Origin of the sequence: Luedemannella flava, assembly GCF_039528515.1 — a bacterium.
GTDB lineage: Bacteria > Actinomycetota > Actinomycetes > Mycobacteriales > Micromonosporaceae > Luedemannella > Luedemannella flava.
The window spans coordinates 116,165-133,164 of the sequence record NZ_BAAALT010000053.1; the positions used below are offsets into that span (position 1 = coordinate 116,165).

The 17,000-nt window shown below is 71.0% G+C and carries 18 protein-coding genes; 7 read left to right on the top strand and 11 right to left on the bottom strand.

The window, feature by feature from the left end; translation table 11 throughout:
* Positions 1-14: 14 nt before the first annotated feature.
* The 4 genes from ABD211_RS10575 to ABD211_RS10590 are packed head-to-tail and all read left to right on the top strand — an operon-like array spanning position 15 to position 3,581.
* Complete coding sequence (locus ABD211_RS10575) at positions 15-659, top strand: TetR/AcrR family transcriptional regulator (RefSeq protein WP_344128838.1); 645 nt, start codon at positions 15-17, stop codon at positions 657-659.
* Positions 660-684: 25 nt separating this feature from the next.
* Positions 685-2,118, top strand: a complete 1,434-nt coding sequence (locus ABD211_RS10580; RefSeq protein WP_344128840.1) for an aldehyde dehydrogenase family protein — start codon at positions 685-687, stop codon at positions 2,116-2,118.
* A complete protein-coding gene (locus tag ABD211_RS10585; protein WP_344128842.1) occupies positions 2,115-3,188 on the top strand; it encodes a zinc-binding dehydrogenase in 1,074 nt (357 codons plus the stop codon). The genes ABD211_RS10580 and ABD211_RS10585 overlap by 4 nt, the downstream gene beginning before the upstream one ends.
* Before the next feature lie 60 nt (positions 3,189-3,248).
* Entirely contained in the window at positions 3,249-3,581 is a 333-nt protein-coding gene (locus tag ABD211_RS10590) for a hypothetical protein (protein WP_344128844.1), read from the top strand.
* Between the two features lie 9 nt (positions 3,582-3,590).
* On the opposite strand, the gene ABD211_RS10595 is transcribed toward ABD211_RS10590, so the two are convergent.
* From ABD211_RS10595 to ABD211_RS10620, 6 genes are all read right to left on the bottom strand, one after another.
* Positions 3,591-4,415 carry a phosphotransferase family protein gene (locus ABD211_RS10595; RefSeq protein ID WP_344128846.1) on the bottom strand — a complete coding sequence of 275 codons (825 nt, stop codon included), beginning with the start codon at positions 4,413-4,415 and terminating at the stop codon, positions 3,591-3,593.
* A 74-nt stretch (positions 4,416-4,489) separates the two neighbouring features.
* Positions 4,490-4,984 carry a VOC family protein gene (locus ABD211_RS10600; protein WP_344128848.1) on the bottom strand — a complete coding sequence of 165 codons (495 nt, stop codon included), beginning with the start codon at positions 4,982-4,984 and terminating at the stop codon, positions 4,490-4,492.
* 39 nt (positions 4,985-5,023) lie between these two features.
* Positions 5,024-5,248, bottom strand: coding sequence for a translation initiation factor IF-1 (infA, locus tag ABD211_RS10605; protein ID WP_344128849.1), 225 nt, complete (start codon positions 5,246-5,248; stop codon positions 5,024-5,026).
* Positions 5,249-5,281: 33 nt separating this feature from the next.
* Entirely contained in the window at positions 5,282-6,049 is a 768-nt protein-coding gene (locus ABD211_RS10610; protein WP_344128851.1) for a GNAT family N-acetyltransferase, read from the bottom strand.
* A 204-nt stretch (positions 6,050-6,253) separates the two neighbouring features.
* Positions 6,254-8,659, bottom strand: coding sequence for an ATP-binding cassette domain-containing protein (locus tag ABD211_RS10615; protein WP_344128853.1), 2,406 nt, complete (start codon positions 8,657-8,659; stop codon positions 6,254-6,256).
* A gap of 43 nt (positions 8,660-8,702) precedes the next feature.
* The gene (locus ABD211_RS10620; protein ID WP_344128855.1) at positions 8,703-9,050 is read right to left on the bottom strand and encodes a VOC family protein; all 348 of its coding nucleotides are present in this window, start codon (positions 9,048-9,050) and stop codon (positions 8,703-8,705) included.
* A gap of 272 nt (positions 9,051-9,322) precedes the next feature.
* Here ABD211_RS10620 and ABD211_RS10625 point away from each other — a divergent pair, with 272 nt between their 5' ends.
* The gene (locus ABD211_RS10625; RefSeq protein ID WP_344128857.1) at positions 9,323-10,123 is read left to right on the top strand and encodes an endonuclease/exonuclease/phosphatase family protein; all 801 of its coding nucleotides are present in this window, start codon (positions 9,323-9,325) and stop codon (positions 10,121-10,123) included.
* On the opposite strand, the gene ABD211_RS10630 is transcribed toward ABD211_RS10625, so the two are convergent.
* Entirely contained in the window at positions 10,120-10,329 is a 210-nt protein-coding gene (locus ABD211_RS10630) for a DUF397 domain-containing protein (RefSeq protein ID WP_344128859.1), read from the bottom strand. The two genes, ABD211_RS10625 and ABD211_RS10630, sit on opposite strands and share 4 nt — an antisense overlap.
* Before the next feature lie 23 nt (positions 10,330-10,352).
* Positions 10,353-11,195 (bottom strand): helix-turn-helix domain-containing protein, encoded by an 843-nt coding sequence (locus tag ABD211_RS10635; protein WP_344128861.1) that lies wholly within the window; start codon positions 11,193-11,195, stop codon positions 10,353-10,355.
* Between the two features lie 266 nt (positions 11,196-11,461).
* Between ABD211_RS10635 and ABD211_RS10640 the strand changes: the two genes are divergently transcribed.
* Both ABD211_RS10640 and ABD211_RS10645 read left to right on the top strand, forming a co-directional pair.
* Positions 11,462-11,776: a hypothetical protein gene (locus tag ABD211_RS10640; protein ID WP_344128862.1), complete on the top strand. Its 315-nt coding sequence runs from the start codon at positions 11,462-11,464 to the stop codon at positions 11,774-11,776.
* 153 nt (positions 11,777-11,929) lie between these two features.
* On the top strand, positions 11,930-14,059 hold the full coding sequence (locus tag ABD211_RS10645) for a sensor histidine kinase (protein ID WP_344128864.1): 2,130 nt from the start codon (positions 11,930-11,932) through the stop codon (positions 14,057-14,059).
* A 15-nt stretch (positions 14,060-14,074) separates the two neighbouring features.
* On the opposite strand, the gene ABD211_RS10650 is transcribed toward ABD211_RS10645, so the two are convergent.
* Genes ABD211_RS10650 through ABD211_RS10660 form a run of 3 tightly spaced genes read right to left on the bottom strand, consistent with a single transcriptional unit; the run spans position 14,075 to position 16,925 of the window.
* Positions 14,075-14,683, bottom strand: a complete 609-nt coding sequence (locus ABD211_RS10650; RefSeq protein WP_344128866.1) for a TetR/AcrR family transcriptional regulator — start codon at positions 14,681-14,683, stop codon at positions 14,075-14,077.
* Complete coding sequence (locus ABD211_RS10655) at positions 14,680-15,900, bottom strand: acyl-CoA dehydrogenase family protein (protein WP_344128867.1); 1,221 nt, start codon at positions 15,898-15,900, stop codon at positions 14,680-14,682. Before ABD211_RS10655 ends, ABD211_RS10650 begins: the two co-directional genes overlap by 4 nt.
* Positions 15,900-16,925: a phosphotransferase family protein gene (locus ABD211_RS10660; protein ID WP_344128869.1), complete on the bottom strand. Its 1,026-nt coding sequence runs from the start codon at positions 16,923-16,925 to the stop codon at positions 15,900-15,902. The genes ABD211_RS10655 and ABD211_RS10660 overlap by 1 nt, the downstream gene beginning before the upstream one ends.
* Positions 16,926-17,000: the final 75 nt, after the last annotated feature.

The window sequence follows — 17,000 nt, forward strand, 5'->3', positions numbered from 1 at the left end:
GTCGGGAGGACGCCGTGGCGAGACCGCGCCGCACGCTGCTCACCCACGAGCGCATCGTCGCCGCGGCCACCGCGCTCGTCGACGCGGAGGGCCTCGACGCGCTGTCCACCCGACGCCTCGCCGCCGAACTCGGCGTGGCGGGCCCGTCGCTGTACCACTACTTCGCCACGAAGGACGAGTTGCTCGACGCCGTGGCCAACGAGGTGGTCGGCGCCGTGGACACGTCGATGTTCGCGTCGCTGGGCTGGTCGGCGGCGCTGCGCGCCTGGGCCCACTCGTACCGGGCGGCGCTCGCGGCGCACCCCAACATCGTTCCGTACCTGGCCCAGGGGCCCGGCCGGCGGCCCGCGTCGCTGGCCATGGCCGACGTGGTCTACGGCGCGCTGGTCAAGGCCGGCTGGCCGCCCGCGCGGGCCACGCATGTCGGCGCGCTCATGCGCTACTTCGTGGCCGGCTCCGCGCTCGGGTCGTTCGCCCGGGGCTTTGTCGAGGACCCCGAGCTGTACGCGGCGCACTACCCGCACCTGAGCCAGGCCCACCGGCTCGCCGGCCACCAGCGCAGCGTCGACGACGGCGCGTTCGAGCTGGGCCTGGACGCGCTGTTGGCGGGCCTGGCGGCCACGTTCGAGACGCTGCGCGCGGCCGCGCCCGCCCGTTAACTTGCAGTGCTAGAAGGAGTCGCTGATGACTGACCGTCCCCATCTCGCCGGCCGTGACCGGCTCTACCTCGACGGCGGGTGGGTCGCGCCGGCCGGGGCCGACGCCATCGAGGTCACCGACCCCACGACCGAGGAGGTCATCGGCACGGTGCCCGCCGGCGGGCCGGCCGACGTGGACGCCGCAGTGGCGGCTGCCCGGGCGGCGTTCGAACCGTGGGCTTCGCTGGCGCCCGCGCAGCGGGCCGAGCACCTGTCGCGGCTGCTCGCCGCGCTGTCCGCCCGGGCCGACGTGGTCGCGACGACGGTGGCCCGGGAGCTGGGCACGCCGTTGAAGGTGGCCGAGCGGGTGCAGGCCGGGCTGCCGCTCGTCGTCCTGCGGTCCTACGTGACGCTCGCCGCGACGGTCGACGCGACCGAGACCGTGCGCAACTCGCTGGTGGTGCGCGAGCCGGTCGGCGTGGTCGCGGCCATCACCCCGTGGAACTACCCGCTGCACCAGATCGTCGCCAAGGTCGGCGCCGCCCTCGCGGCCGGTTGCACGGTCGTGGTGAAGCCCGCCGAGCTGACGCCGCTCACGGCCTACCTGCTGTTCGACGCGGCGCACGAAGCCGGGCTGCCGCCTGGGGTGCTCAACCTCGTCACGGGCACCGGGCCGGTCGTCGGGGCGGCGCTGGCCGCGCACCCCGACGTGGACATGGTCTCCTTCACCGGGTCGACCGCGACGGGCGCGCAGATCAGCCGGGCCGCCGCCGACCGCATCGCCCGGGTCGCGCTGGAGCTCGGCGGCAAGTCCGCCAACGTCATCCTCGACGACGCCGACCTCACCGCCGCCGTCAAGGTCGGCGTGGGCAACTGCCTGCTCAACTCGGGCCAGACCTGCACCGCGTGGACGCGCATGCTGGTGCACCGCAGCCGCTACGACGAGGCGGTGGCACTGGCCGCCGCGGCGGCCTCGGGCTACCGCCTGGGTGACCCGTTCGACGACGCGACCCGGCTCGGACCGCTCGTCTCGGCCGGACAGCGCGAACGGGTGCGTGGCTACCTCGCCAAGGGCGTCGCCGACGGCGCCCGGGTCGTGACGGGTGGTCTCGACGCTGACGTTCCCTCGACGGGTTACTTCGTCGCGCCCACGGTGCTCGCCGACGTGGAGCCGGACAGCGTCGTGGCGCAGGAGGAGATCTTCGGGCCGGTCCTGAGTGTGATCGCCTACGACGACGAGGACGAGGCGGTCGCCATCGCCAACAACTCCCGGTACGGCCTGGCCGGCGCGGTCTGGTCCGGCGACCCGGACCGGGCCCTGCGGGTGGCGCGGCGGCTGCGCACCGGCGCCGTCGACATCAACGGCGCCGCGTTCAACCCGCTCGCGCCGTTCGGCGGGTACAAGCAGTCCGGCCTCGGTCGCGAGCTGGGCGCCCACGGGCTCGCCGAGTTCCAGCAGCTCAAGGCGATCCAGCAATGAACACGGTCAGGGCCGTCGTCGCGCGGGGCGCCGGCGCGCCGGTGGGCGTCGAGGACATCTCGCTGCCGTCGCCGGGGCCGGACGAGGTGCGGGTGCGCATCCGGGCGGCCGGCGTGTGCCACTCCGACCTGTCGATGGTCAACGGCACGCTGGCGCCGGCGTACCCCCTGGTCCTGGGTCATGAGGCGGCCGGCGTGATCGTCGACGGACCCCGGGCCGGCGAGCACGTCGTCCTCAACTGGGCGCCGCCGTGCCGGGAATGCTGGTTCTGCGGGCACGGCGAACCGTGGCTGTGCGCGCGGTCCGGTGGCCCGTCGGCGCCGCGCGGGCTTTCCGCCACCGGCGAACCATTGCACGTCACCCTGGGCGTCGGCGGGCTTGCCGAGGAGGTCGTCGTCCCGTCCCGGGCGGTGATCGGGATTCCCTCGTCGGTGCCGTTCCCGGTCGCGGCGCTGCTCGGTTGCGCCGCGCTGACCGGCGTGGGCGCGGTGAGGCGCACCGCGAGGGTGGCCGTAGGGGAGTCGGTGCTGGTCATCGGGCTGGGCGGGGTGGGCCTGGCGGTCGTGGTCGCCGCCCGGGCCGCCGGCGCCTCGCCCGTCATCGCGGTGGACGTGTCGGAGGCGAAACGGTCCCTGGCGCTCGCGGCCGGCGCGACGGACTACGTCGTCTCCGACGACGGACTGTCCTCGGCGGTCCGGGCGCTCACCGGGGGCCTCGGGGCCGACCACGCGTTCGAGTGCGTGGGGCGTGCGACGACCATGCGGGCCGCCTGGCGGGCGACCCGACGCGGGGGAGCGGTGACGGTGCTCGGCATGGGCGCCAAGGACGACCTGCTCAGCCTCGGTGCGCTGGACATCTTCCACTCGGCGAAGGCATTGCGCTCGTCGGTCTACGGCTCGTCCGACCCGGACCGGGACGTCCCGCCGCTCGCGGCCGCCGTCGCCGCCGGGGACCTGGACCTGTCCCCGTTGATCACGGACCTCATCGGCCTCGACGACGTGCCGGCCGCGTTCGACCGCATGTCCCGCGGCGAAGGCGCCCGCTCCGTGGTCACCTTCCCCGACGCTTGACCACATGTGATCCACTTCGTACTGCGGCGGGAAACTGCCCCTATGGGCGGTGAGCGACCGATGTTGCGTGTCGCGTTCCGCAACCAGGCGCCGACTCGTGAGCACCCGACACACCATCTCTACTACGTCTACGTCGTGCCGTTCGCGTCGAAGCCGTTCCTGATCGGGGAGTCCATCAACGGCGGCCACGGCGAGATGGGTGGGTCGGCGTCGCTGGATCTGGCGGAGCCACGCGCGTGGCCGGGCTGGGAGCAGCACTTCGCGTTGTCCGGTTGCGGCTGGGCCGTCCCGCTGATCGGGGCGGACGCAGCCGCGGAACGCGCAAGCGTGGACGCGGTGGTGCGCGAGGTGCCGACGCGCCGACACCGACGAGTCCGACGTCGTCGGCTATGAGCGGAAGGACTAGCCGAGCCCGTCCACGGCGTCGCGGACTGCGGCGGCAACGCGGCCAGGCATTCCGGCCAGGTCGATCGGTGCCCGCCCGCGGACCTGGCGCGGGATGAAGTTCTGCCACCCGAGGTTGAAGCAGAGCAGCGCGCGCAGGTCGGCCCGCCGGTCCACCCGGACTCCCGCGGCACGCTCATACATCACCAGGTAGTCCGCGGCCGTGCGGGCGTCGAACAGCACGGCCAGGTTGAGCCGGCAGTGGCCGACGTCGCTGCCCCGGTTGCCGGTGGCCGCGTTCGGCCAGTCCACGACGCCGCTGAGGCGACCGTCCTGCCACAGCACGTTGAAGTGCTGGTAGTCGCCGTGGACGAGGATCTTCTCCCCGACGAGCGGCCCCGCGGCAGCCTCCCGGGCGGCCGCACGCAGGCCGCGGTCGACCAGCCAGTCCAGCGGTAGGTCCCCGTCATGCCACCCGTCCCACCGGGTCTGCAGGTGGTCGGGCACGGCGTGGATCGCGGCCTGCGCGGTCGCGAGCTGACCCAGCCAGGTCCGCATATCGGCCGGGGACAGGTCGGGCTGCCCGGTGAGCGCGGACGTGAGCGTGCACGGCACCCCGGTCTCGGCCCCGTCCGCGTCCATCGCGAGGAGCTGAGGTGTGGGCACCCCGCACCCGCGGACGGCCGCGAGAGCGGACGCTTCGCGGGTCACGAGATCCTCCTCGTGCCACTCCTCGCTCGACCAGCGGCGCAACACCACGTCCTGGAGCCCGGTCGGTGAGTCGAGGGTGACGCGGTCCATGTCCGCGGTGATCCCGCCGAGCAGGGGCACGACCGCGGTCACCCGGGCGCTCCGATGAACGTGGTGTGCCACCCACCGCAGGATCTCCGCCGTCGGAGGCTGGTACTCGCGGTGCGTCACAGGACCGTCATGCCGTACATCTCGCCGAGCGGGTCTGCCAGGAGCTCCAGCCGAGCGCCGTCGGGGTCGCGGAAGTAGATCGACGTCCCGCTCTCCACCATATGCTCCACGCCGGCGGCATCGAGCTTGCGGCGCAGGTGCTCCCACTTCTCCGGAGTCACCGATATCGCCACATGGTGCAGCCCGCCGAGCACCTCCGCGTACGGCCCCAGGTCGAGTCCCGGCAGGTCGAAGAAGGCGAGCAGGTTGCCGTTGCCGATGTCGAAGAAGAAGTGGTTCGACCCCGCGTAGTCACGGTTCTCGATGATCTCCGTCAGCGGGAACTCCAGGAGATTCGCGTAGAATTCGATCGTCCGCCGGACGTCCGAGCACAGGAGGGCGAAGTGATGCAGCCCGCGGGCACTGCTTGCGGGTCGCTCCGACGGTTGCCGTAGGTAGTCGCTCCTGATGCGTTCCCGTTCCGCGTTGATCGCGTCGATGTCGATCGCCATGTCGACCCCCTTACTCCTAGGTTAAGTGTCCACCGGTGGTCAGTTGCGGTAGCGGAAGAGGATGCGACCGCGGTCGAGGTCGTACGGACTGACTTCCACGAGCACACGGTCGAACGGCAGGATCCTGATGTAGTTCTTCCGGATCTTGCCGCTGATGTGTGCCAGCACCTTGTGCCCGTTCTGAAGTTCCACCCTGAAGGTGGCGTTGCGAAGGCACTCGACAACGGTGCCCTCGAGTTGGATGCCGGCGTTAGCTTTGGCCATGTTCCTGGTACTCCTTCGGGGTTGGGAGAAACGTCAACGGAGCACCAACTCGAGGTTGCTGCCCGTGCGTCGGGCGCCGACGCCTTCGAACAGCGCGATCGCCGCGCCGTTGGACTGGTGGACATCCGCCGATGCCGTGGCGATCCCGCGCCGGTGGGCCGAGCCCAGCACCTCCGCGAGGAGCGCCCGGGCGATGCCCCGGCGGCGCAGATCGGACCGGACCGCGATCAGCCCGATCCTCGGCTGCCGTGGGAGCGGCGCTACGCGTACCAGTCCCACGTACTGACCGGAGCAGGCCGCCACGGCGTACCTCGCCGGGTCCGGCGGGGGAGGGCCGGGCAGCACCTCCGCCGGCATCTCCTGCCAGCCGACAGTGGCCGCGATCTCGACACGGATGGCTCGGTCGAGCGCGCGCAACGGGCCCTCGTCGGCCTCGCCGACGGCCAACGTCGTCACGCCCGGCGGCGGTGGCGTCGAGCCGAGCCCTGTCAGCCGCGGGTCGGTGGGTATGACGTACTCCCACTCGCGGCGGCGGGGTGCGAAGCCGGCCCGCTCCCACTGGCACAGGAGATCGAGGTCAGCTTCGTCGACGACGGTGTACAGCGGCCTCGGCAGGTCCGCCACCATGGTGTCGGCCAGCTGGTCGAAGACCGCGTCGTGCCACGCGTCGATGCTGAGGAAGCGTCGTCCGTCGGGCCGGCTGGAGACCTCGCCGCGGCCGACGACCCGGTCGTCATGCAGGGCATGCCAGTGCCGGTCCGCTATCCGGGTGATGGCGAGGGACAGGTGCGCGGGATCCAAAGGTGTCGCCTTCCGGGAGTGCCGTGTTGAGACGCTCCCGGGCGACGACTAACTCAGCCGCCCGACCGTGACGACGCGGGGAGCACCCACTTCGTACCAACGTTCACGGTGCTCACCTCCTCGCGTAGTGCCACGGCCGATCGAAGACTAACGTACTGCGGCGGGAACGTGCCCAATGAGGGCACTTCCCGCCGCAGTAACCGCTCAGGACTTCCGGGTGGGGCGCTTCGGCTTCGCGCCTACGTAGTCGGCCAGGTGTTCGCCCGTGAGGGTCGAGCGGGCGGCGACGAGGTCGGCGGGGGTGCCCTGGAAGACGACCTTGCCGCCGTCGTGGCCGGCGCCCGGGCCAAGGTCGATGATCCAGTCGGCGTGCGCCATGACCGCCTGGTGGTGCTCGATCACGATGACCGACTTGCCGCTGTCCACGAGCCGGTCGAGCAGGCCCAGCAGCTGTTCCACGTCGGCCAGGTGCAGGCCCGTGGTCGGCTCGTCGAGGACGTACACGCCGCCCTTCTCGCCCATGTGGGTGGCCAGCTTGAGCCGCTGACGCTCGCCGCCCGACAGCGTGGTCAGCGGCTGCCCGATGGTGAGGTAGCCCAGCCCCACGTCGGCGAGTCGGGACAGGATCGTGTGCGCGGCCGGCGTGCGGGCGTCGCCGGCGCCGAAGAACTCCTCGGCCTCGGTGACCGACATCGCGAGCACCTCGCTGATGTCGCGGCCGCCGAGGTGGTAGTCGAGGACGGACGCGTCGAACCGCTTGCCCTCGCACTCCTCGCAGATCGTCTCCATGGTGGCCATGACGCTCAGGTCCGTGTAGATGACGCCGGCGCCGTTGCAGGTGGGGCAGGCGCCCTCCGAGTTGGCGCTGAACAGCGCGGGCTTCACGCCGTTGGCCTTGGCGAACGCCTTGCGGATCGGGTCGAGCAGGCCCGTGTACGTGGCCGGGTTGCTGCGCCGCGAGCCCCGGATCGCGCCCTGGTCGATCGTCACGACCTCGTCCAGCGGGGACACCGAGCCGTGGATCAGCGAACTCTTGCCGGACCCCGCCACCCCGGTGACCACGACGAGCACGCCCAGCGGGATGTCGACGTTCACCTTGCGCAGGTTGTTGGTGTCGGCGCCACGGACCTGCAGCACCTCCGAGGCCTCCCGCACGGTCTCCTTCAGCGACGCGCGGTCGTCGAGGTGGCGGCCGGTGAGCGTCCCGCTGGCCCGCAGGCCCTCGACGGTGCCCTCGTAGACGACCTGGCCGCCGGCCGAGCCGGCGCGCGGGCCGAGGTCGACGACGTGGTCGCCGATCGCGATCGCCTCCGGCTTGTGTTCCACCACGAGTACGGTGTTGCCCTTGTCGCGCAGGCGCAGGAGCAGGCCGTTCATCCGCTGGATGTCGTGCGGGTGCAGGCCGATGGTCGGCTCGTCGAAGACGTACGTGACGTCGGTGAGCGCCGAGCCCAGGTGGCGGATCATCTTGGTGCGCTGCGCCTCGCCGCCCGACAGCGTGCCCGATGACCGTTCCAGCGACAGGTAGCCCAGCCCGATCTCCGAGAACGAGTCGAGCAGGTGCTGCAGCCCGGTGAGCAGCGGGGCCACCGACGGCTCGTTGAGCCCTCGGACCCAGTCGGCCAGGTCGCTGATCTGCATCGCGCAGGCGTCCGCGATGTTGATGCCCTTGATCTTCGAGGACCGGGCGGCCGCGCTCAGCCGGGTGCCCTCGCAGTCGGGGCAGACGGTGAAGGTGATCGCCCGCTCCACGAAGGCGCGGATGTGGGGCTGCATCGCGTCGACGTCCTTGGCCAGCATCGACTTCTGGATCTTCGGGATCAGGCCCTCGTACGTGAGGTTGATCCCTTCGATTTTGATCTTCGTCGGCTCCTTGTAGAGCAGGTCGTGCAGTTCCTTCTTCGTGTACTTGCCGATCGGCTTGTCGGGGTTGAAGAACCCGCTGCCGCGGAAGATGCGGCCGAACCAGCCGTCCATGCTGTACCCGGGGATGGTCAGCGCGCCCTCGTTGAGGGACTTGGTCTCGTCGTACAGCGCGGTCAGGTCGAAGTCGTTCGTGGAGCCCATGCCCTCGCAGCGCGGGCACATGCCGCCCGTGATGCTGAAGCTGCGCCGCTCCTTCGTCGTGGCGGCGCCGCGTTCGACGGTGACGGCGCCGGCGCCCGAGACGGACGCCACGTTGAACGAGAACGCCTGCGGCGACCCGATGTGCGGCTTGCCGAGCCGGCTGAACAGGATGCGCAGCATGGCGTTCGCGTCGGTGGCCGTGCCGACGGTGGAGCGCGGGTTCGAACCCATCCGCTCCTGGTCGACGATGATGGCGGTCGTCAGTCCTTCGAGGAGGTCCACCTCGGGCCGCGCCAGCGACGGCATGAAGCCCTGCAGGAAGGCGCTGTACGTCTCGTTGATGAGCCGCTGCGACTCGGCGGCGATGGTGCCGAAGACCAGCGAGCTCTTGCCCGACCCGGACACGCCGGTGAACACCGTCAGCCGGCGCTTCGGGATCTCGATGTTGACGTCCTTGAGGTTGTTCACGCGCGCCCCGTGCACGCGGATCAGGTCGTGAACGTCGGCGGCGTGCCCCGCCGCCGCACTCCTGGCCTTGCTCATCGCGTCTCCATCCCGTCGGTCAGGCTCATACAGTACGACCGCCTCACTGATCCTGTACGAGGCCGAGCACGTTGCCGTCGGCGTCGGTGAAGCTGGCCACGAGACGGCCGCCGCCCACGTCCTTGGCGGCGTCCTTCACCGTGCCGCCGGCCGCGGTCACCTCGGCCAGCTTCGCCTCGATGTCGGAGACATGCCAGTACGCCACGGGCGAGGTCATGCCCTGCGGTCCGCCACCGGGCAGGAGCCCGATCTGCTGACCGGCGAACTCGTACCCGACGTAGTACGGGCTGTCGGTCGTCGGCTCGACGCCGAGCAGCGCGGTGTAGACCGCCTTGGCCGCCGCCAGGTCGGACACCGGGTGCAGGACGGTCTTGATGCCTTCGTTGGTCATGGTCGCTCCTCGAGTTGCCGGGCCGGATCGCCCCGGATATCAGTTTTCGCTGTGGGCGGGCCTGGTCCGTCCCGATCCACCGTTTTGGTGGCCGGGGCGCGGCGACACGGTTGTGGCCTGCGGGCCCGCTGTGGCCGCTGTGGCGTGTCACCCGCCGCGGACGACGCTAGCCGCGCCACCGTGACCCGTGCTTCTCCATTCCTGACCGGTCTGCCGAGCGGAGCCGGCCATGTCCATGGACGATGTCCGGCATGGGTGCGTCGCTTCATCTCATGACACTGAATGTGTGCGGGTTGCCGTCGCGGCTCGCCCCGCTGCCGGAGCGCGCCACGCTGTTCGGCGGCCACGTCGAGCGGTCCGACCTGGACGTGGTGATGTTCCAGGAGGTGTGGAGCGCCCGCATCCTCGCGACCCTCAAGGCGCAGTTGCCGTCATTCCCGCACGTCGCCGTGCGGCATGGCCTCGCCGGGCAACCGGCCGGCGGCCTGGCGACGTTCTCCCGCCTGCCGCTCGTCGCGCCCCGGTACACGTCCTACCGGTGGACCCGGCCGGACATGGGCAGCCCGCGCTTCCGGATCAAGCGGGCCGTCAACGGCGCGTTGCAGGGCGTGCTCACCGCCGAGGTGGCCGGCCTCGGCGTGGTGGTCGCCAACACCCACCTCACCGCCAACAAGGACGGCGACTGGTCGGCCGGCAACCGTTACCACGCGTTCCACCGGCGCCAGCTCGGCCGGCTGCACGAGGTGCTGCGGGGCGTCGGGACCGACCGCGCGGTCGTCGCCGGGGACTTCAACATCGCCGCCGACTCGGCGTTGTACCCGCTGATCGTGGACAGCGGCGCGTGGCACGACCCGTTCGCTGCCACCGACCCGGTCACGTTCCACGCGGAGTACCTGCCGGACGAGGGGCCCGCGCACCGCATCGACTACCTGCTGGTGCGCGGCAGCCCGGACCGGTTCGTGATCGAGGAGAGCGAGGTGCTGTTCGCGGCCCCGGTGCGGTCCGACGACGGGCGGAGCATCCACGCCTCCGACCACATGGCCCTCAGCGCCCGCGTCCGCTGGCGTGATTAGCGGCTCGACTCCAGGTCGAACTCGCCGGCCGTGACGCCACCGATGAACGCGGCCCACTCCGAACGAGTGAACTGCAACGCCGGGGCTGATGGGTCAGCACTATCTCTGACTGCGACAGTGTCATCGACCATGGCAACCTCGACGCAATTGTTGGTCGCGTCGGAACGGCTGCTCTTACGCCACGCAGCGCCCGCGACATCATTCATGAATGAGTACACCGTTCTCTTGACTAGCTGATCGCGGCTATGTTAGCCCGCGAGTCAGCCGGGCTCAACGCAAGCGAACGGAGGTTTCCCATGACGGCGACGCAGTTACGAACCTCCTCCGGGTTGTCGAGGACCATGACCCCTGCGACGGTCCCCAGCCCAACGACGGGCGGGTCGGCAGGGTCCGCGAACTCCATCACATGAATGCCGCTCGTAACGGCCGGGTGGTAGCCGACCGCCACCGGCAGAACCTGGATCGTGATATTCGGCAGGCGAGACATCTTTAACAAATGTTCACGCTGACCTGCGAGCACCTGCGCCGGGTCGTCGCCAATGGGCCGGACGAGAGCTGTCTCATCGAAGATGGCAAGCAACTCCAGTGGTGACTCCCCGATGAGCCGCTCCTGCCGCGCCATGCGCGCCTCCACCCGCCTCTCGATCTCCGCGTCCGACCGCAGCGTCGGATGTGCGCGCATGATGCCGCGCGCGTACTCCGCTGTTTGCAGCAGGCCTGGCATGATTACCGGTTCGAAGGTCGAGATCGCGGTGGCCTCGGATTCAAAGGCGATCCATTCGAGCATTGGCTTGTTGAGCAGGTCGGCGTATCCCTGCCACCACGACTGGACCTTCGCCTCTTTCGCGAGCTGGACAAGCAGATCCATGTCTTTGGTGGACGCGCCGTAGAGAGTCAGCAGGACACGCACGATGGCCGGGCGGACGGGGGTCTGCGCCGTTTCGATTCTGCTGATGGTGGACTTGGTGAGATCCACTTCCTCCGCGACCTGCTCAAGTGTCAGTCCGGCGGCCTCGCGCAGTTCGCGGAGCGCGATGCCGAGCCTTCTTCCACGCACTGTCCTCGACGGCATTCCCAGAGTGTGCCATGACCGGACCGGGAACACGTGGATGGGAATTGCATAACCGTTAGTTGTATTGATCTACATTGCGTGAGACGGTGTTGCGGACAGTCACTCGCACGGAGGGTTGGCGACGTGAATTGGCTGCTTGCTGGGTCGCATCTGGGCGTGACGTTTCTCGGTTGGGTCGCCGGAATGTGGACGCTGCGGCGCTCGTCGCACTGGTGCCCGACGCACGGCGAGACGCTCACCTGTGCGCTGTGTCGCCGGTCGGTGTCGTGACCGACTTCTATCTCAATGGCCTGCTGCACTGCTGTGACGTGCCGATGTGGCCGATCACCCGTAGGACCTACGACGACCGCGTGCTCCGTCGGTACCGGTGCGAGCGGTGTGGGCAGGGTGTGGACGCTCTCGCGGCGGAGGTCGAGGTGTGGGAGCTGGCCACGCGGGCCGCCCCTGCGCTGGGGCATCCCCACACCCCGTACGACCTGCGGGGCGCTCAACTGGTCGGTGCCCTCGCGCGGGTGAGCCGCAGCGGTGACCGGTTTGCCCTCGTCTGGATCACGATGGGTCCCAGCTCAAGAAAATCTTGAGAAATCCTTGAGGGGGTGGGAGGGCCGGCCGATAGGTGGGTTGGTGCTCCGTCTCATCGGCGGGTCGCCCGTGCCCGGCCGCCGGCCGTCGGCGCGACACCGCGCGTGACCAGGGTCACCGACTGGCCTGCCCGCAGGCCGAGGAGTTGCCACATGAGTCTTCGCACCTCGCTCGCGCGTACCACGGTGTTTGCCGCGCTGTACACGGTCGCGACGGTCGCGGGGCGGATGACGGCGATGAACGGGCACGGACTGTCGCTGGTCTGGCCGGCCGCAGGCGTGGCCGCGGTGTGGTTCTGCGTGCAGCGCGGCTCCCGGAACCGGTGGGTCGACATGGTCGCCCTCACCACCATCGTCTTCGCGGTCAACGTTGCCACGGGCGGGGGCACCGGCCTCGCGCTGGGCGCCTTCCTCGCCATCGCCAACCTCGTCCAGGCCGTCGTTTTCGCCTGGCTGCTGGGCCGGCTGCGGCCGACCCTCTGGGGCGCGGGTGGCCGCGACCGTCTCGCCAGCCCGCGCGACCTCGGCTACCTGGTGGGCGTCACGGTCGCCGCGGCGGCGGTCAGCGTGGTGATCGGCATGACCGGCGTGTGGCTGTTCACCGAGCAGAGCCTGCTGCTGGCCTTCGCCGACTGGATGGCCCGTCAGATCGCGGGCATGTTCGTGCTCAGCGCGCTCGGCCTGTGGTTCGGGCCGGTGGTCGCGGCGATCTTCATGCGGCACTCGTCGCCGGCCGGTTGGTTGCGGGCCGTGGACCGGACGCTGCGGGCCACGCCCGGCTGGCGGGTCGGCGAGTACCTCGCCGTGACGGTGTGCTCGGTCGGGCTCTATCTCATCGGGTTCGTCTTCGACAACGGGCTGCCGCTGGCCTTCCCCGTGATCATCGTGATCGTGTGGGTCGCGGTCCGCCTGTCGACCGGCTTCGTGGTGGCGCACAGCGTGATCTTCGGGGCCGCCACGGTCGTGTTCACGCTGGTCGGCCTCGGCCCGATGGCCACCATCGCCGACCCGCACGCGCAGGCGCTCGTGGCCCAGTTGTTCGTCGTCATCATCGCCGTCGTCGGACTCGCGCTGGCCCTCGGCCGCGACGAGCGCGCGGCCCTGATGCGCGAACTGGCCACCGAGAAGGAGCAGGCGGCCCGCAACGCCGCGATGATGACCACCATCTTCGACGCCATGGCCGACGGCGTTGCCGTGATCAACGACGAGGGTCGCGTCGTGATGCACAACCCGGCCGCCGTGCGCCTGCTCAGCCACCCGGGCGCGCCCACCGTCAGGGCGAAGGACATCCGTGAGCGGCTCCGCCACCTCGACGGCACCCCCGTCGCCAACAGGGACCTGCCGCACATCCGGGCGCTGGCCGGCGACCGGATCGAGGTCGTCGACATGGTCCTGCTCGACCCGGGCGAGCGGGAGTCGCGGATCTTCCGGCTCACCGCGACGCCGCTGCCGTCCGCGTCCGGCGCCAACAGCGCCGTCGTGCTGTACCACGATGTCACCGCCGAGCGGCGCAACCGCGACGAGCTGGCCAGCTTCGCCGGCGTCGTGGCCCATGACCTGCGCAACCCGCTGACCACGGTCGAGGGCTGGACGGAGGCGGCCGTCGAGGCGCTCGACGCCGCCGGCGGTGGTCCCGCTATCGAACAGGCCCGGCAGGGTCTGATCCGGGTCACCCGCGCCGCCACGCACATGCGTGGGCTCATCAACGACCTGCTCGCCTACACGGCGGCCCGCGACGAGGCCCTCGCGCCGGGCCCGGTGGAGCTGGCCGGCCTGGTGGCCGACATCGCCCAGGACCGCACGGACGCCGCGATGGCCGGCGGCAGGGCCGTGCCGCGGTTCACGATCGGCGCCCTCGACGCCGTGTACGCCGACGCGGTCGGCGTGCGGCAGGTGCTGGACAACCTGATGGGCAACGCCATCAAGTACACCGCGCCGGGGGTGATCCCGCAGCTCACCATCTCGAGCGCGCGCCACGACGGCGTTGTCGAGGTCACCGTCGCCGACAACGGCATCGGCATCCCTTCCGGCCAGCACGAGGCCATCTTCGACAACTTCCACCGCGCGCACCGGGGGGCCGGCTACTCCGGCAACGGGCTGGGCCTGGCCATCTGCCAGCGGGTGGTCGCCCGTCACGGCGGCACCATCCGCGCCGAGGACAACCCCGGCGGTGGCTCGCGGTTCGTCTTCACCTTGCCGGCCACCCGCAAGCCGGCGGAGGTGGCCCAGCGGCACAGGTCGGGGGCGCGGGCGTCCAGCGACCGGGTCGCGGTCGCCGCCTGACGGGCCGGCCGCGGCTCAGCTCGCCGACGCCGCGAGCGCGCTGGCGAACAGCGCCGTCACCGTACGGGTGAACACCGCCCGCGCCTCGTCCTCGTCGAGCGCGAGCCCGTCGACCAGCATCGACCAGGCCGGGAACATGGTCGCGGCCACCACCGCGTGCACCAGCGACCGGCGACCCTCGCCGACCGCCTCGAGCTCGGCGGCGAAGAGCTGTTCCACCTCGGCCGTCACGCGGGCGATGTGCTTGCGCCGGTTGCGCTGCAGCTGTGGGGACACCGGCTCGCGCATCGCGGCCGCCCGCGCCGCCGGGGCGATGGCCTGCAGCAGCCGGACCCGCTGACGGCAGTAGGCGTCGATGCGCCGGTGCAGCGGCAACGAGGTGTCGATCGGCTGCCAGGTGGCGAGCTGGTCGGCCAGGATCCGTTCGCCGCTGGCCTTGAACAGCGTCTCCATGTCCTTGTAGTTCGTCCACAGCGTGCGCAGCGAGATGCCGGCCCGCTCGGCGATGCGCTCGCCGGACGGCGACAGGTCGCCGGAGTTGATGAGCGCGAGGTGCGCCTCGACGATCGCCGCGCGGGTGCGCTCGGCGCGCGCGGTGCGCCCGTCGGTGCGGGCCTCGGTCATGACGACGACCCCGCGTAGCGGCGCAGCTCGCGCCGGGCCAGCGACCGCCGGTGCACCTCGTCGGGCCCGTCGGCCAGGCGCAGCGACCGGGCCGCCACCCACAGCCGGGCCAGCGGCGTGTCCTGGCTGACGCCCGCGCCGCCGTGGGCCTGGATGGCCCGGTCGATGACCCACTGGGCCATCTCCGGGGTGGCCACCTTGATCGCCTGGATCTCGGTGTGCGCGCCCTGGTTGCCGACCGTGTCCATCAGCCAGGCGGTCTTCAGCACCAGCAGCCGCGCCTGCTCGATGCGCACCCGCGACTCGGCGATCCAGTCCTGGATCACCCCCTGGTCGGCGAGCGGGCGACCGAACGCCACCCGCGACACGACCCGCCGGCACATCAGCTCCAGCGCCCGCTCGGCCATGCCGATCAGCCGCATGCAGTGGTGGATGCGGCCGGGCCCGAGCCGGGCCTGCGACATGGCGAAGCCCTCGCCCTCCGACCCGATCAGGTTCGTCGCCGGCACCCGCGCGTCCACGAAGTCGATCTCGGCGTGGCCGCCGTGGTCGCGGTCGTCGAAGCCGAACACCGTCATGCCCCGCCGGATCGTCACGCCCGGAGTGTCGCGCGGCACGAGGATCTGGCTCTGCTGCAGGTGACGAGGCGCGGAGGGATCCGTCTTGCCCATCACGATCATGATTTTGCAGGCGGGGTTCATCGCCCCGGACGTGAACCACTTCCGCCCGTTGATCACGTACGAGTCGCCGTCGCGCTCAATGCGGGTCGCGATGTTCGTCGCGTCCGACGAGGCCACGTCCGGCTCGGTCATCGCGAACGCCGAGCGGATCTCGCCCGCGAGCAACGGCTCCAGCCACTCCTTGCGCTGCGCGTCCGACCCGAACAGCGCCAGCAGCTCCATGTTGCCGGTGTCCGGGGCGGCGCAGTTGAGCGCGGCCGGCCCCAGCACCGGGCTGTGCCCGGTGATCTCGGCGAGCGGCGCGTACTGCAGATTGCTCAGCCCCGCCCCGTACTCCCCGGGGAGGAAGAGGTTCCACAGACCCTCAGCGCGCGCCGCGGCCTGCAGGTCACGCAGAGCTGGCGGGAACGACCACGCGTCGGGGGCCTGCCGGGCCTGCTCCTCGGCGACCGCCTCGGCCGGCCGGACGTGCGACTGCATGAACGCGAGCAGCCGCGTGCGCAGCGCCTCGGTCTTTTCGTCGAACGCGAAGTCCATCAGTCACCCTCCAGGATTGCGCGCCCCGCGGCGACGAGCGGCACGACGCGAGCGCCGATGGTGTCGAAGCCGGTGCCGACCGTGAGACCCTGCGTGAACCGGTAGTGCACGCCCTCCAGGATGGCGGCGAGCTTGAACGCGGCGAACGCCCGGTACCAGCGCAGGCTGCTCACGTCCCGGCCGGAGGCCGCCGCGTAGCGGCCGATCATCTCGTCGACTGTCGGGTGCCCCGGCGCGTCCGTGGGCGCCGATTCGGCCCCGTCCGGCTGCGGCACGGGAAAGGCGACGTAGGTGAGCATCAGCGCGAGGTCCGCGAGCGGGTCACCCAACGTGGACATTTCCCAGTCGAGTACGGCCGCGACGCGCCCGCCGGCGAAGATGACGTTGTCCAGGCGGAAGTCGCCGTGCACGATCGTCGCCTCCGACGTCGGCGGCACGTTCCCGGCGAGGCGTTCGGCCAGCTCCTCGGCGCCGGGCAGGTCGCGGCTGCGCGAGGCGGCGAGCTGGCGCGTCCACGTGCGCACCTGCCGCTCGTTGTAGCCGTCCGGCTTGCCGAACCCGGCCAGTCCGGAGGCATCGGGGTCGACCCGGTGCAGGTCCGCGAGGGTGTCCACCAACGCGAGTACGCGCTCGCGCACCGCGTCCGGACCGAGGTGGGCGAGGGCGGCGCCGGTGCGCAGGATGTCGCCGTCGACGAAGCCCATGAGGTAGAACGGCGCGCCGAGCACGGTGTCGTCCAGGCACAGGTGGACCATCGGCGGCACGGGGAAGCCGGTCGGCGCGAGCGCTGCCATCACCCGGAACTCGCGGCCCATGTCGTGCGCCGTGGCCAGCACGTGCCCGAGCGGCGGCCGGCGCAGCACCCAGCGGTGCTCCCCGTCGGTGACCGCGTAGGTCAGGTTGGACCGCCCACCGGCGATCACCTCGCCGGTCAGCGGCTTGTCAGTGACTCCCTCGGCGCGCAGGTAACCGGCGAGTCGCTCGAGGTCCAGCCCAGGCAGGTCGCTCACGACGCCGGACCACATGTGTGCTGAACTTCCGTGTTGCTACAACGGTTCCACAGGGGTTCAGCAAACGGTCGACAAAGGTGCACCGCGGTC

Excerpts from the sequence above, each read along its gene's own strand:
- ABD211_RS10585 (WP_344128842.1), top strand. The coding sequence starts at position 2,115 with ATGAACACGGTCAGGGCCGTCGTCGCGCGGGGCGCCGGCGCGCCGGTG.
- ABD211_RS10650 (WP_344128866.1), bottom strand. The coding sequence starts at position 14,683 with ATGACCGAGGCCCGCACCGACGGGCGCACCGCGCGCGCCGAGCGCACC.
- infA (WP_344128849.1), bottom strand. The coding sequence starts at position 5,248 with ATGGCCAAAGCTAACGCCGGCATCCAACTCGAGGGCACCGTTGTCGAG.
- ABD211_RS10645 (WP_344128864.1), top strand. The coding sequence starts at position 11,930 with ATGAGTCTTCGCACCTCGCTCGCGCGTACCACGGTGTTTGCCGCGCTG.
- ABD211_RS10625 (WP_344128857.1), top strand. The coding sequence starts at position 9,323 with ATGACACTGAATGTGTGCGGGTTGCCGTCGCGGCTCGCCCCGCTGCCG.
- ABD211_RS10630 (WP_344128859.1), bottom strand. The coding sequence starts at position 10,329 with ATGAATGATGTCGCGGGCGCTGCGTGGCGTAAGAGCAGCCGTTCCGAC.
- ABD211_RS10615 (WP_344128853.1), bottom strand. The coding sequence starts at position 8,659 with ATGAGCAAGGCCAGGAGTGCGGCGGCGGGGCACGCCGCCGACGTTCAC.
- ABD211_RS10600 (WP_344128848.1), bottom strand. The coding sequence starts at position 4,984 with ATGGCGATCGACATCGACGCGATCAACGCGGAACGGGAACGCATCAGG.
- ABD211_RS10655 (WP_344128867.1), bottom strand. The coding sequence starts at position 15,900 with ATGGACTTCGCGTTCGACGAAAAGACCGAGGCGCTGCGCACGCGGCTG.
- ABD211_RS10590 (WP_344128844.1), top strand. The coding sequence starts at position 3,249 with ATGTTGCGTGTCGCGTTCCGCAACCAGGCGCCGACTCGTGAGCACCCG.
- ABD211_RS10635 (WP_344128861.1), bottom strand. The coding sequence starts at position 11,195 with ATGCCGTCGAGGACAGTGCGTGGAAGAAGGCTCGGCATCGCGCTCCGC.
- ABD211_RS10620 (WP_344128855.1), bottom strand. The coding sequence starts at position 9,050 with ATGACCAACGAAGGCATCAAGACCGTCCTGCACCCGGTGTCCGACCTG.
- ABD211_RS10660 (WP_344128869.1), bottom strand. The coding sequence starts at position 16,925 with ATGTGGTCCGGCGTCGTGAGCGACCTGCCTGGGCTGGACCTCGAGCGA.
- ABD211_RS10580 (WP_344128840.1), top strand. The coding sequence starts at position 685 with ATGACTGACCGTCCCCATCTCGCCGGCCGTGACCGGCTCTACCTCGAC.